Source organism: Vibrio sp. 10N.222.47.A9 (genome assembly GCF_963872585.1).
Classification (GTDB): domain Bacteria; phylum Pseudomonadota; class Gammaproteobacteria; order Enterobacterales; family Vibrionaceae; genus Vibrio; species Vibrio splendidus.
Genome location: NZ_CAWNBB010000087.1, coordinates 17808 through 30858, shown reverse-complemented (window position 1 = coordinate 30858; position 13051 = coordinate 17808). Strand labels below are relative to the sequence as shown.

At 44.4% G+C, this 13051-nt stretch carries 13 protein-coding genes; 9 read left to right on the top strand and 4 right to left on the bottom strand.

What is annotated here, in order from left to right; genetic code table 11:
- Positions 1-17 precede the first annotated feature (17 nt).
- Positions 18-1808 carry a hypothetical protein gene (locus AACT19_RS23460; RefSeq protein WP_076649016.1) on the top strand — a complete coding sequence of 597 codons (1791 nt, stop codon included), beginning with the start codon at positions 18-20 and terminating at the stop codon, positions 1806-1808.
- Between the two features lie 130 nt (positions 1809-1938).
- On the opposite strand, the gene AACT19_RS23455 is transcribed toward AACT19_RS23460, so the two are convergent.
- Positions 1939-3282 carry a sigma-54 interaction domain-containing protein gene (locus tag AACT19_RS23455; RefSeq protein ID WP_076649014.1) on the bottom strand — a complete coding sequence of 448 codons (1344 nt, stop codon included), beginning with the start codon at positions 3280-3282 and terminating at the stop codon, positions 1939-1941.
- Between the two features lie 288 nt (positions 3283-3570).
- Between AACT19_RS23455 and AACT19_RS23450 the strand changes: the two genes are divergently transcribed.
- The 4 genes from AACT19_RS23450 to soxR all read left to right on the top strand — a co-directional run bounded on the left by AACT19_RS23450 (position 3571) and on the right by soxR (position 7368).
- Positions 3571-4128, top strand: coding sequence for a DUF1439 domain-containing protein (locus tag AACT19_RS23450; protein WP_054546797.1), 558 nt, complete (start codon positions 3571-3573; stop codon positions 4126-4128).
- A gap of 225 nt (positions 4129-4353) precedes the next feature.
- Positions 4354-5916, top strand: a complete 1563-nt coding sequence (locus AACT19_RS23445; protein WP_076649012.1) for a glutamate synthase-related protein — start codon at positions 4354-4356, stop codon at positions 5914-5916.
- A gap of 325 nt (positions 5917-6241) precedes the next feature.
- Positions 6242-6763 (top strand): NADPH-dependent FMN reductase, encoded by a 522-nt coding sequence (locus tag AACT19_RS23440; RefSeq protein WP_076649010.1) that lies wholly within the window; start codon positions 6242-6244, stop codon positions 6761-6763.
- 164 nt (positions 6764-6927) lie between these two features.
- The gene (soxR, locus tag AACT19_RS23435; protein WP_017087167.1) at positions 6928-7368 is read left to right on the top strand and encodes a redox-sensitive transcriptional activator SoxR; all 441 of its coding nucleotides are present in this window, start codon (positions 6928-6930) and stop codon (positions 7366-7368) included.
- 17 nt (positions 7369-7385) lie between these two features.
- On the opposite strand, the gene AACT19_RS23430 is transcribed toward soxR, so the two are convergent.
- Positions 7386-8150 carry a carbohydrate deacetylase gene (locus AACT19_RS23430; RefSeq protein ID WP_076649008.1) on the bottom strand — a complete coding sequence of 255 codons (765 nt, stop codon included), beginning with the start codon at positions 8148-8150 and terminating at the stop codon, positions 7386-7388.
- A 132-nt stretch (positions 8151-8282) separates the two neighbouring features.
- Positions 8283-9611 carry a 6-phospho-beta-glucosidase gene (locus AACT19_RS23425; RefSeq protein WP_076649006.1) on the bottom strand — a complete coding sequence of 443 codons (1329 nt, stop codon included), beginning with the start codon at positions 9609-9611 and terminating at the stop codon, positions 8283-8285.
- 104 nt (positions 9612-9715) lie between these two features.
- Here AACT19_RS23425 and AACT19_RS23420 point away from each other — a divergent pair, with 104 nt between their 5' ends.
- The 3 genes from AACT19_RS23420 to AACT19_RS23410 all read left to right on the top strand — a co-directional run bounded on the left by AACT19_RS23420 (position 9716) and on the right by AACT19_RS23410 (position 11649).
- Positions 9716-10600, top strand: coding sequence for a LysR substrate-binding domain-containing protein (locus AACT19_RS23420; protein WP_076649004.1), 885 nt, complete (start codon positions 9716-9718; stop codon positions 10598-10600).
- Positions 10601-10676: 76 nt separating this feature from the next.
- Entirely contained in the window at positions 10677-11057 is a 381-nt protein-coding gene (locus AACT19_RS23415; protein ID WP_004736381.1) for a VOC family protein, read from the top strand.
- A 172-nt stretch (positions 11058-11229) separates the two neighbouring features.
- Positions 11230-11649 carry a globin gene (locus AACT19_RS23410; protein WP_029406066.1) on the top strand — a complete coding sequence of 140 codons (420 nt, stop codon included), beginning with the start codon at positions 11230-11232 and terminating at the stop codon, positions 11647-11649.
- A gap of 96 nt (positions 11650-11745) precedes the next feature.
- On the opposite strand, the gene AACT19_RS23405 is transcribed toward AACT19_RS23410, so the two are convergent.
- Positions 11746-12516: a DUF481 domain-containing protein gene (locus AACT19_RS23405; protein ID WP_076649002.1), complete on the bottom strand. Its 771-nt coding sequence runs from the start codon at positions 12514-12516 to the stop codon at positions 11746-11748.
- Between the two features lie 137 nt (positions 12517-12653).
- Between AACT19_RS23405 and AACT19_RS23400 the strand changes: the two genes are divergently transcribed.
- Complete coding sequence (locus AACT19_RS23400; protein WP_076649000.1) at positions 12654-13043, top strand: DUF4345 domain-containing protein; 390 nt, start codon at positions 12654-12656, stop codon at positions 13041-13043.
- Positions 13044-13051: the final 8 nt, after the last annotated feature.

The window sequence follows — 13051 nt, the reverse complement described above, 5'->3', positions numbered from 1 at the left end:
ATAAATGGAGAGAGAACATGAAGGTTATAAATTATTTACTTAGTGTGCTTTTGTTGTTTAGTAGCCCCCAGTTGGTGTGGGCTACTGTTGATGTGATGGAACTCGATGGTAACGCGACCAGTGATAATAGTGGTATTGATTGGGATGACGTAAATGATCCTAACAGCATGGTTGGGATTGCAGAATTTTTCGAAAAAGACCGTAACGGTATCGACCAAATCTTTTGGAAGGGTGGATCAAAAGATGATTCCGACATTACAGATTGGGCGTTCCGTACCGCGTCACCACAACCAAAAGATGACTTTACCAATGCGTATGCCGCTGCCTTTGAAAGCGAAGGTGACTTGCTGATTTACTTTGGTGCAGACCGATATGCGAACAATGGTGATATGTACATTGGCTTCTGGTTCTTACAAGACCAAGTAGGGTTGCCGGATGGGAAAACTAAGGGCGACTTTGTTGGGCAACATGTCAATGGAGACATCCTTGTGCTGATTTCATTCCCACAAGCGAGTGGCGGTAATCCGTATATAGAAGTGTTGCAGTGGGATTTAAATAATGTTGATGTCACCGACAACATGACGAGAATTTTCCAAACGGACGGTGACCCTAAATCGAATGACTTCGTTGGTGCAAGATGTGGCAGTGGTGCTGTCGGTGTCGAGAAGATCTGTGCGATTTCAAATGATGATTCTATCGGGGCAATTGATCTACCCAATGTACAAGGTTGGGAGTATCTCGCGAAAACGGGTGAAACAACCTCTATTCCGACAGAAAGCTTTGTGGAAGGTCGATTAAACTTGTCAGCTCTGTTGAATGATGAGTTTGGTATTGAGGATATTCCTTGTTTCAGTAGCTTCTTAGTGGAGTCACGAGCTTCTCGTTCGATTGATGCATCTTTGGCTGACTTCGTTGTCGGTTCATTCAGTTTATGCAGCATCAATATAGCGGCGACTTGTAACACAACCAGCTTTACGGTTGATGGTATGTTCAACATAGATTACACCGTGACGGTCACCAACACTGGCCCTGGTTCGTTAGGCACCAATGGTGACTACGAAGTGGCCTTTTTATCTGAGTCACCAATCTTAGGTGCACTTCCAGTGGTTGGTAACGGCGATGAAGTGTGGAGTGTCGGTGAGTCATTCGCAATCATGGGGAATTATCTGTCTGTAAATAACGGTGCCGTCGGCGTGATAGATGGTGCGGTGGATCTTGATGGGCTTATCGTGAATGCTCAAGCGCCAGTGGCCTACAATTGTCCACCAATAGACTTGAGCCCGATGGTTGAAATTTCTAAGGTGTGTAATAGCTTCTTAGAGGTTGATGGCGGTCAAGTTGTGCTTAAGAAAACCTATGATGTTGAAATATGTAATACCGGTGATATCCCATTAGCCATTGAATCGCTGGTGGATTCTAAGGATGACTCTTTGAGCCGTTCTGATTTACCTACTGAAGTAGTCAACAGCAGTTATTACCTCGACTTTGCTTTACCTTGTGATGATCTTGAGGATGTGACCACATGTGGTGCTGGCAATATGTGTAGTGCATTAAGTGCCGACCCTGAGTTGTTTGCTTGTAAAACGGGTGAAGGAGAGTGGATACCGAACTTTGGTGATGCGATTGGCCAAGTGTGTACACAAGTAAGTAAAACTTATGCGCCAAATGTGTTACCAACCGGAACTGCAGGAATGCTATCTAATCAAGTGACAGCAACGTTTGACTCGCTGTTCTTGCAACAAGCATTTATGGAAACATCGAACATTGCAACCTGTGATGTTTGTCCGTTTACTGTTCCTGAGCCATAAGTACTTTCATTAATTGAGTACAACTAAACTCCAAAGCAGCCTAGTTCGTTAGGCTGCTTTATTAGTTATTTAGTTATTTAGTTATTTAGTTATTTAGTTATTTAGTTATTTAGTTAGCTAGCTAGGCGACTTAAATTACTATCTGATGTTTTTTAATCAGCTTGTATAAGGTTGTTCGGGAAATAGACAATGCTTTAGCAGATTGGGAAATATTGTAGTGGTGTTGCTGAATCACTCGACGAACATTTTTTGAAGAAAGTCGTGCGTCACTCTCAGTATCGGGCGACGCGTCTTTTAATTGAATTCCCATATGACGAGTAGAGAGGGCGCTTGAATTAGAAAGAACAATCGCCCTTTTTATGCAGTTGAATAACTCTCTAACATTGCCCGGCCAATGGTACTGTTTCATTTGCTCAAGGGTGTCACTAGGCAGTTTGGTTTTGGATGCGTAATTGTGCTTCAGTTCAAATCGAACCAAATCTTCAATGTCTTCTTTGTGATCATTGAGTGGTACTAGGTCTAATGGAAGTACATTGATGCGATGAAAGAGATCCTTTCGAAATTTACCCGCAGCAACGGCTTGTTCGATATTGACGTTGGTGGCGAAAATTACACGGCAATCTACTGGCAATTGGTTATTACTACCGAGTCGTTCTATCGAACTATTTTCAAGAAAGTGGAGCAGGTAAGTTTGCAGCGAAAGTTCAAGGTCGCCGATCTCATCCAAAAATAGTGTGCCACCATTCGCTCTTTCCACGTGTCCGACGTAGCGTTTGTTTGCACCCGTGAACGAGCCTTTTTCAAAGCCAAATAACTCTGAGTGAATCAGGGATTGTGGAATTGCGCCACAATTTACAGCGATGAAAGGTTTTTGACTGCGGGCTGAGGCCTCATGTATTAAACGCGCACATAGGCTTTTTCCTGTTCCGGTTTCCCCTTGAATCAGCACTGGAAAATCGTTGTTAGCGATCTTGGCTATCTTCTTTTTAAGTTGCTGGATGGTTCTGGATTGCCCCACCAATTGACATTCATGGCACGAGACAGGCTTAGGTCTAGTTTGCTTGATGTCTACCATGCCATACGCATGCCCTAAATTTCGACAAAGCCATTCTGTATCAATAGGGAGGTGGTAATAATCCCAAAAGGTTTGCTTAATGAGCGATAAGTTGCGGCTTGGTGGTTGGTTGCAGATAGCGATTGCTTTTAAATTTGGAGAGTGAACCTTTAACGCTGATATTTGCTCACATTGTTTGTCGATTGAGGATGATGTTAGACAAGAAACCACAATTGGTGCGTAGCTTTCGCTGCGTGTATCGAGTAAGTGAATGGCCTGTTCGGTTGTTTCTGCAACTTGAGCTTCCCAGTTATGGAGACGCAGTTCTCCAACCCACTGACTATGGTGCAGGCATGCGGTGTTGCATAACAAAATCACAGAACGAGTTATTGGCTCAGGTGATACTCTTTTTGATGGCATTGTGCTCACTCTTCATGTTTCGATATCCATGATGAAACCTTCAGTAAGCCCCCTAAATATCCCATAAGCTTAGAAGCAAAATTCAATTAATTCGAGCACACAAATCTGATGGCGTTTGGCTGACAAGTGTCATTATCTCAAGCGGGAAAGCCAATCTGGTGCTTTACTTACTGATATTTATGCTTATTAATTAAAGGTATTCACGAATATCGTGTTTTTACTGTTTTGTTTATTGATGATCACACAGTAAACTCCGCGCTAATCACTAACGATAAAGAGCTGATATTGATGATAATTAACGTAGCAAAAAAGTTCATTTTGGCAGCGTCTGCGCTGGTGCTAGGTGGTTGTGTGAGCTATAGCGTGACTGAACAAGAAATGACGAACTACCTTCAAGATTCGGTGATGTTAGAGCAAGAAGTGGGTGTACAAAACGTTATGTATGCGCAAGTCGCTGTCGATGACTTAGCGGTGCAAATTGGCCGAGCTGATGCCGAGCGCGTTTCTGTTCTGGCTAATACCAATGCACAAGTTCAGGTGTTTAACGTGCCGAACATGAGGTTGGATCTTGATATCGAGTTCAGTGCGATTCCTGAATACGACAAAGAGAGTGGTGAGATTTATTTGAAATCACTGCGTTTAGAGCGCTTTGAAGAAAAAGACAAACAGCTTTCGCCTGAGGTCGCCAAACTACTTAAGCCTGCCGTTTCTATGATTGGTTTTGCGTTGTCTCAGTCGCCAGTTTACAAATTGGACAGCAATAAGGTTCAAGAGTCATTGATTAAGTCATCGGAACCTAATCTTGTGATTAAAGACAACAAGCTGGTCATCGAGTTATTCGATTAACCATTCACATTTAGCTGAGACTTAGATTTAAAACACAATGGCTGCCGATTTGGTGGCCATTTTTGTTTGTGTTGAATCAGCAAGATTTCTGTTTTTAGGCTGTCTATTAAGCTTGTTTTCTCTGGCTAATTATTGAATTAGCCGCGTATCTCACCTTTACTTTACTCTTGTGAGCAAGTCATCGCTTCAGTCATCAAATCATAAGAAAGAAAAGGTGAGCGAACTATGAAGAATCCAGTGATAGCGGATACCAAGCCAGTCAAAGTGGAGCTAACAGAAGGGGAGGAGTATTACTTCTGTACCTGTGGGAAATCGAAAAACCAACCGTTTTGTGATGGTTCTCATGCAGGAACGGGCTTCAAACCGAAGAGTTTCGTGGCCGAGGAAACCGGCGACGCTTACCTGTGCCGCTGTAAGTATTCGAACAATCTCCCTTTCTGTGATGGCACCCATAAACAGTTTACGGCTGAGCAAGTGGGCCAAGAAGGCCCTGATGTTCATATCCAAGCGGCAACGCCCGATCTCTCACCTGCGGCTTCTGCAACCAAAGAGGAGCCCACGGTTGAGTTCATTCATCAATTAGCACGAGATGGCTTATCCAAAGTGGGTCACCATGGGCCGATGACCTCAATGGGTGTTCCAAGATATCTACTGCCTCACTGGGATGATATTCAAGTGATGGTTGCACAAATGGCGACCAAACCGTTATTGGAACATGTGCCCGTCGGTACTGAGCTTATTATTGGGCCAAAAGCGAAAAAGCCGCTTAAATTGAACATCTCTTTATTTGTGTCTGATATGAGTTTTGGTTCGTTATCTGAAGAAGCGAAAATTTCTTTAGCGACAGGCGCGGAGCTTGCGGGAACGGGGATCTGCTCGGGTGAGGGCGGCATGTTGCCCGAAGAGCAAGCGGCAAACTCACGTTACTTTTATGAATTAGCCAGCGCACAATTTGGCTACGATGAATCTAAGCTCAAAAATGTCCAAGCCTTCCATTTTAAAGGTGGGCAGGGTGCTAAAACCGGAACAGGAGGGCACCTACCGGGGGCGAAGAATATCGGTAAGATAGCAGAGGTGCGTGGCATTGAAGCGGGTACCGCCGCGATTTCTCCACCCACCTTTGTTGATCTAAAAACCGTCGAGGATTTCAAAAATTTCGCCGACCGAGTTCGAGAAGTGACGGGCGGGATCCCAATTGGCTTCAAGTTGAGTGCCAATCATATTGAAGAGGATATTCAGTTCGCACTTGATGCCAGTGCCGATTACATCATCTTGGATGGTCGAGGCGGTGGTACTGGGGCGGCGCCAGAAATGTTCCGTGACCATATTAGCGTGCCCACTATTCCTGCGCTTGCTCGTGCCAGAGCTTATCTAGACAAGCAAGGCGTCAGTGACAGAGTCACCTTAATCATTACTGGTGGGCTTCGTGTTCCGATGGACTTCGTAAAAGCGATGGCGCTTGGTGCAGATGGTGTCGCTATCTCGAACAGTGCCATGCAGTCGATAGGTTGTGTTGCTGCCCGAATGTGCAACACCAATAATTGCCCGGCGGGCATCGCGACTCAAAAAGCCGATTTACGCCAACGCTTAAATGTCGAAAAGGCCTCGAATCAATTGAAGAACTTCTTCGAAGCTTCGACTGAATTGATGCAAGTGATGGCGAGAGCGTGTGGTCATGATCATTTGAATCAATTTAATCCTCACGATTTGGCAACATGGAATCGCGAAATGGCCGAGCTATCCGGAGTCGCTTACTCTGGTGTCAGTCCATTAAATCAACTTAAGTAAATAGTATTTCGATCAAGCACACTCACTGTATTTTGGGTGTGCTTATTTTTGTCTGTGTAATGCCAACCTATGTTTAACCTTTCGTAATTAACTGCTTTATAAGTGTTTTTAAATTATTTCCTATTTTTTGAAAATATCGCTTTACCTCAAGTTAACTTGAAGTTCTATCATCGTCCCCAATCTAAAAACACAATCTATCACCTTGTCGCCTAGTGCAGGTTTTGATGTTATCAAACAGACGTTACGAATCTTCAGTTATGAACTTTGAGCTCCGTAATTGAAGTCATGAGTGCAAAAAGGTGAGAAAAATGAACAAGGATCAACAATGAAAGTATTAGCGATTGGCGCGACCAACAGTAAAGCATCGATTAACCAACAATTGGCAGCGTACACCGCAAGCTTAGTTGAGGGCGCGCAAGTAGAGGTGCTCGATCTTAATGATTTCGAGATGCCCATTTACAGTGAAGACAGAGAAAAAGAGTCCGGTGTCCATCAACATGCGCAGCGCTTTTTTAGCAAGATTGGCGAAGCAGATGCTGTGGTCATCTCTTTTGCAGAGTACAACGGTTCATACACCGCAGCCTTTAAGAATGTGTTTGATTGGACATCACGAATCGACATGAAAGTGTATCAAGGCAAACCTGTTGTTATGCTCTCCACATCACCAGGCCCAGGTGGCGCAAGCTCTGTGTTGTCGTCTGCGGTACATTCTGCACCTTACTTTGATGCTGATGTGAAGGGGTCGATGTCGGTGCCAAGTTTCTACGACAACTTTAATGTAGAAACGGGTGAGATCATCAATGCCGAGATGGTCGAGAACTTGAAATCGATCATGAGTCAGATTTAGAGAGCGAGAACACCACAATAAAACAAAGCAGCCATTTGCGTGGTTTCTTTTCATTGCGCCCGTTGTCAAAGTTTAAGGACATTAACTGGTTAAGGTAACAATAGGTCGCTATTCTAAAGTTAAAGTAAGCTTTAAATATTTATGATCTCAAGGATAGTGTAACAATGAGAAACATCGTATACCTCAGCATAGGCCAGTTGGCAGAGCGCAGTGGCGTGGCTCCTTCGGCCTTACGTTTTTACGAAACCAAGGGGTTGATTGCTTCGATTCGCACTAACGGAAATCAGCGCCGGTATCAGTCGGCGATGTTGAGACGAATAGCATTGATACAAGTCGCGCAGTCGATAGGCTTCACGCTGGAAGAGATAACCGAAGAGTTATCGACACTGCCGATGAACCATACCGCGACTAAGCGAGATTGGGAGCGCGTTGCTAAGAAGTGGCAGGGGCAACTCGACAGTAAAATGGCGCAGATTAAATCGCTACAAGAGAACTTAACCGGCTGTATCGGTTGCGGGTGTTTGAGTATGCAGAAATGCCACTTGTTGAACCCTGAAGATATTCTGCATGATCAAGGGCAGGGCGCACAACGGATCGTTGAGTAGCCCTGACTTAAGGTTCCCTATTTGAGATCTTCGAATCCAATGCACTCAATCTGATGCTCAGCTAACCACTGTTTTAGCTCTGGGCTAGTGAGAAGTTGATGCTCTTCGACGCGTTTATCACTATAGCTTGATAGGGACTTAAGCTGTTCACTTGCCACTGATGAAGGGTGGCACATTAACTCAAGCACACCGTCAGGCATCATAGCTTGGTAGCTCAGCAATAAATCTTGCAGGCCATTAAGCGATACGCCTTCGTCAAAGAAACGCATATCGAAAGCGTCTGGCGTTGGCACTCTCAGTGCATCTTGGCCACTTAGGATGTTATCGATTCGTCTAACTGGAAGACCAATGCGATTCACTGTGCGGGTAAACGCTGCTTTTAGAGATTTAAATACACCACCAAAGTGATGGCTGTCGATATGGTTAATCTTTAAACCGGCATCGACAGCGGCTTGATATTGCGCGTTGAGTTCGAGCATCACCTCATCTTCATTCACGTCTGATTTATCGAACAGGGTGACGTTGCTAAAGAAGTGGCCGTGTTCGTCGACTAAGCTCGGAACTAACTCTTGTGAAGTCAGTGGTTTGCCTGCGGTGACCGTAAAGTGCAAGCCAACTTCAGGGACTAAACCTTGATGATAGAGCTCAATCGCGTGCTGTGTACCCGGTTGATTCATCATGATGGTGGTCGACTTAACCAACCCCGCCTTAAAGCAGTCGACGATGCCATGGTTCACGCTTTCAGTGAGGCCGAAATCATCGGCGTTGAGTATCAATTTCATCATGACCTCTTATTAAAAAATTTGGATTCAATATCTTGAATGAACTCTGCTGTCACTGAGCTCATTAGCTTGTTATCACCGAGCTTATTAGTTGTTATCACCGAGCTTATTAGCTGCTAACAAAATGCCACATTAAGTGAGTCGATGAGCAAACGCAGGCATGAAGTCTAAGTTCTCGCGAATGGTTTCTTGCAAAGCCTCGTCGATGTGCGAACCACTATCGACGATAGGGTTTAAGATCAGAGCACGTTTTGCTGTTGCGATGTCACCCGTCATCGCCGCTTTAACGGTCAAGGTTTCGAACTCTTTCATCTGCTGAATCAAGCGCAGCGTGTCGCTATCAAAAGGTTCAACGTTCAGTGGCAGGATTGCACTGCTGGTGATTACCGAACTTACTTCTACCGCACAGTCATCGGGTAATCCTTGAATCGCACCATTGTTGCGAGTGTTGACGTGCATGATAGAACGTTTGTTATTGTGAATACTGCTCATCAGCTCACAGGCCGCTTCAGAGTAATAAGCGCCACCACGTTCTTCTAACAATTTAGGCTTGGTATCGAGCATGGGATCTTTGTAGATCTCTAACAACTGTTGTTCAACCTTGGCAACTAAGTCTGCGCGATTGGTGCTGTTTTCAGACGCAGCAAACTCTTTGTCTAAGATATCTCTGGATTGGTAGTAGTAACGTAGGTAAGCACAAGGAACGATGTTCAGAGAACGAATCAATTCAGCGTCCCACTCAAAAGGAGGGATGTTCTTTGGCATCATTTGATCGTTACCACCAAGGAGTTGTTCGATGAGTTCTCCCAACTTGTCTTCACCTTTATGAAGCACCTTACGAGCCCACACTAGATGGTTTAAGCCAGCGATCTGCATCGTGACATCTTTACGTTCTGCGCCGAGCATTTTCGCCGCGCCTAGCTCCATGTTGACGGGAACGTTACATAGACCAACGGTTTTAATGGTTGAGTGCTTAATCAGTGCTTCCGTTACCATGCCTGATGGGTTGGTGAAGTTGAGTAACCACGCATTTGGACACAATATTTCCATCTCTTTCGCTATCTCGAGTGCAATCGGAATGGTTCGGCAAGCATTAGAGAAGCCACCCAAGCCATTGGTCTCTTGGCCGATCATGCGATACTTCAGAGCAATCCTCTCGTCACGTAATCTGGCTTCCATTCTTCCGGCGCGAAATTGTGAGCAAACAAAATCCGCGTCTTTCAGCGCTGATTTTCGATCCGTGGTGAGGTGAACATTAATCTCATAGCCTGCTTTGTTAATCATTCGCTTGGTGAGCGCCGCGATTATCTCTGCTTTTTCCATGCCTTGTTCGATATCGACCAACCACAGATCAGAGATAGGTAATTCGTGATGGCGCTTGAGCAGTCCTTCAACGAGCTCAGGGGTGTAACTTGAGCCACCACCAATCACAGTTACTTTGAGTTTTTGATTCTGTTGCATGCTGTTCACCATTTAATGTTGTAGATTACTTGGTTTAATTTATATGATGGTTACATACACCGACAAACCAGTTACGACGACTTATGAATTAGTGAGGTTAATGCATGGGGCTGTTCGAAAATCGCCAGCAAACGCTGTCACTGCTGCACACCTTTAGTGTTGCGGCTAAACATTTAAGCTTTACGCTTGCCGCCGATGAGCTCTTCTTAACGCAGGGAGGGGTCAGCCATCGCATTAAAAAACTCGAACAACAATTGAAGTTCAACCTGTTTGTGCGCAAGACAAGAAAGCTCGAACTGACGCCAGAAGGTCAGCGTGTATTATCCATGTTGAACGTCTCGTTTGAGTCTATCTTTTCCGAACTCATGGATATTCAAACGGGTGAGCTAAGCGGGGAGTTATATATCGCGACATCGCCTTATTTCGCTTCCTCGTGGTTAATGCCGCGTTTGCCGGAATTCAGACGCTTGTATCCGAATCTAAGCATCAAACTGCAAACCAAACAGAGCCAGGCAGACTTCCAGTTTGAACCTTATGACGTGGCAATTTTCTATAGCGAAGGCCATTACCCAAACTATTACAGTGAGCGATTATTCAGTGGAGTAAGAACTCCTGTGTGTAGCCCTGAATACGCGAAACGCTTCAAACTAGACCAAGGCATTCAACACTTAGACGATGTTCGTTTCATTCACAGTGGCGATATTACTGCGTGGCAGCGTTGGTTGTATGAAGCTCAAAGTGATACAAACTGCGCACTTCAGTGTGACTATTACAGCGATAACCGCTTGGCGATGGATGCGGCGATATTATCGATGGGGCTGGCACTAGGGCGGTTAGAGTTCATGACACCGCAGATTGAACAAGGCTTATTAGTCGCGCCTCTTATGAGCATTGAGTCGGGCAAAGGGTATGATTTAGTGTGTCCGAAAGGCATGGAGCAACGAACTAAGTTTCAGGTGTTTGCTCAATGGGTTAAGCAACAGTTGTGACCGAATAGCGTGCCTAGACAAACACGAATTATAGGTCTAGTTTAGGTGGTTCTTTCAATAAAAGAAGAGGTTAGTTATGTTCAGCCATGTTTTTCTCGGTACCGAAGATATTGAACGCGCGAAGGCTTTTTATGACCCAATCATGAAGGTGCTTGGTTATAGCGAAGGCTCTGTTGATCCCAAAGGGCGCTGTGTTTACGTTAGTCAAACGGGTGTGTTGGGTTTAACAAAGCCGATTGATGGTCAGCCTGCGACTCACGGCAACGGCATGACGGTGGGTTTTCTTGCGTCTTCTCCTGAAGTTGTAGATGAGTGGCATCGGATTGGCGTCGAAAATGGTGGTACCAGCATTGAAAATGGCCCCGGAGCGAGAGGTTCTGACGAGCGTCGCTTGTACATGGCTTATTTGCGAGATCCTGATGGAAACAAGATCTGTGCAACTCACTTTATGCCATAGTTCGCTTTATGTCATAGTTTACGTTATGCCACAGTTCGCCTTATGTCCTCGTTCAAAATATGCAACAGTGGCGTATAATTAGAGTGTGTTGATAGCTCGGAGTTAGTTTATAGCTACTCTGAACTAACCTGTTATTTTAAAAAACTGCTGACTATTGCAAAGGACTTGCTAGATGAAACCGAACGAACTGTTTTATGAAAGCTTTGAGCGCTGCCGGATTGACCAAGAATTTTTGGAGAGCTTTCTGGCGGATTTTTGCGAGCATAATCCAAGGTTTTCAGAACGTTTTGAAAAGATAGGGTTAGAGCAGCAAACCAAGATGCTTAAAGCCTCGATCATTCTTATCTATAATTCTGCTGGTCTGCCGAGCGTGCGTAACTCAGTAAAGAAATTGGGTAAAAGGCATAAAGACTTAGGACTGGATATTTCCGAGATTGAGCTCAACGAGTGGTTCAATTCGTTACTCAATACGGTTAAAAAATACGATCCTCACTATGATGAAAGCGTTGAACAAGCTTGGACAGAAACTCTCGAAGCTGGCTTAACTATCATGAAGAAAGAATGTATTGTGCCACACCCTGTGAATCCATAGGTAAGTCACCAGCAGCTTTTCGTGAAAGGTAGACTTCGTTTGAAAGGTAAGCCATGAATCTGGCTTACCTAAATTTCTAATATCCTGACTCTCTAATTAAAAGTGAGCAGCCCAACCAACCAGGAACCCTTGCGATGCGGTATCGTATTCAAAGGTGCCTTTGTTTTCGTAATCAACCCAAGTCGATTTGTAGGCAACATTTAAGTCAGACCAACTGTTTATCTGGTATCGCACGCCAGTTAACAGAGACGAGGTAAAGTTGGTGTCACTGCCAAGCCCTGCGTCAATAGTTGCGTGAAACTTCCAATCCTTATTGAGCTGCGTTATCCATCTCACACCTATTTGGTAATCAACCCAATCTTCATCGAGTGATCGGTCTACACTTAGATTGCCACCTGAACCGTAAAGCTTGGCATCAATGTCGTTATCCCACCAACGAAGTCCAAACAGATAATCAATCGTGCCAAAATCGTATTGGTAGCGCTTAAACCCCTTCACATCTAAAACACCTTGTCGGATATCAAGATTGCCCCTCAATACCTCTAGGTTGCTACCTAACACTGAGTTTGTTTTTCCGCTTAACTTCATGAAGCTGTAGTCAATGTAATAGCCCCACTGATTGTCATAGATACCCTCTAAACGCACCATTGCGGTCATATCAAGATGATCCATGATGAATGCAGGATCAACATCGACATCAGTAGACAAATCACTAATGGTGCTGTCTCCGCGGATGTTGAGTGCGAGCGCGTAAATTTCGAAGCTATGTTGCCACTTTTTTGTATCCGCTTGTGTGCTTGCTTCCTGAGCATTTACGGTTGAACTGGCAGCCAATGCTGATGCGAGTAGGTAATGCCATTTAGCCATATTGATATCCTTATCCGGTTTGAAGAACACATACTATAAATGTATGTATTCATTATCCATTTTTCATATATGCAACTTGTATATTGCTGATTGTAGACTATGTTTTTTAAAAAGAGCCAAATTTAAAGAGTGAGGATATGAAGTTACAGAGTATTTTTTTGTTCGTCGCGGTTTTGGGATTAACGCCTATTGCATTGTCTTACGGGTATGCACCAGCTATTTCTCTGGATTACCTTTTCGGAATCGATGCTAGCCCTATTAATGTCACACATATCTTTCGTGCAGTGATGGGGTTGTACTTAGCATTGGCTTTGTTTTGGATAGTAGGGGCGTTATTAAAGAAATATCGATTGCCAGCACTTTACAGTTTGGTGGTCTTCATGTTGGGTTTGGCTGTCGGCCGAGTCATTAGCTTGGTGATAGATGGCATGCCTCACTGGCTACTTGTCGTCTATCTACTATTGGAGCTTGGCTTTGGTTTGGTAGGAATAAAAATGATTCATAAAGAACAATCTGAAACAGTATAAGGACATTC

Bases quoted from the DNA above. Each gene is read 5' to 3' on its own strand.
- AACT19_RS23400 (WP_076649000.1), top strand. From the start codon at position 12,654: ATGAAGTTACAGAGTATTTTTTTGTTCGTCGCGGTTTTGGGATTAACG.
- AACT19_RS23460 (WP_076649016.1), top strand. From the start codon at position 18: ATGAAGGTTATAAATTATTTACTTAGTGTGCTTTTGTTGTTTAGTAGC.
- AACT19_RS23410 (WP_029406066.1), top strand. From the start codon at position 11,230: ATGAAACCGAACGAACTGTTTTATGAAAGCTTTGAGCGCTGCCGGATT.
- AACT19_RS23425 (WP_076649006.1), bottom strand. From the start codon at position 9,611: ATGCAACAGAATCAAAAACTCAAAGTAACTGTGATTGGTGGTGGCTCA.
- AACT19_RS23430 (WP_076649008.1), bottom strand. From the start codon at position 8,150: ATGAAATTGATACTCAACGCCGATGATTTCGGCCTCACTGAAAGCGTG.
- AACT19_RS23450 (WP_054546797.1), top strand. From the start codon at position 3,571: ATGATAATTAACGTAGCAAAAAAGTTCATTTTGGCAGCGTCTGCGCTG.
- AACT19_RS23420 (WP_076649004.1), top strand. From the start codon at position 9,716: ATGGGGCTGTTCGAAAATCGCCAGCAAACGCTGTCACTGCTGCACACC.
- soxR (WP_017087167.1), top strand. From the start codon at position 6,928: ATGAGAAACATCGTATACCTCAGCATAGGCCAGTTGGCAGAGCGCAGT.
- AACT19_RS23415 (WP_004736381.1), top strand. From the start codon at position 10,677: ATGTTCAGCCATGTTTTTCTCGGTACCGAAGATATTGAACGCGCGAAG.
- AACT19_RS23405 (WP_076649002.1), bottom strand. From the start codon at position 12,516: ATGGCTAAATGGCATTACCTACTCGCATCAGCATTGGCTGCCAGTTCA.
- AACT19_RS23440 (WP_076649010.1), top strand. From the start codon at position 6,242: ATGAAAGTATTAGCGATTGGCGCGACCAACAGTAAAGCATCGATTAAC.
- AACT19_RS23455 (WP_076649014.1), bottom strand. From the start codon at position 3,282: ATGCCATCAAAAAGAGTATCACCTGAGCCAATAACTCGTTCTGTGATT.
- AACT19_RS23445 (WP_076649012.1), top strand. From the start codon at position 4,354: ATGAAGAATCCAGTGATAGCGGATACCAAGCCAGTCAAAGTGGAGCTA.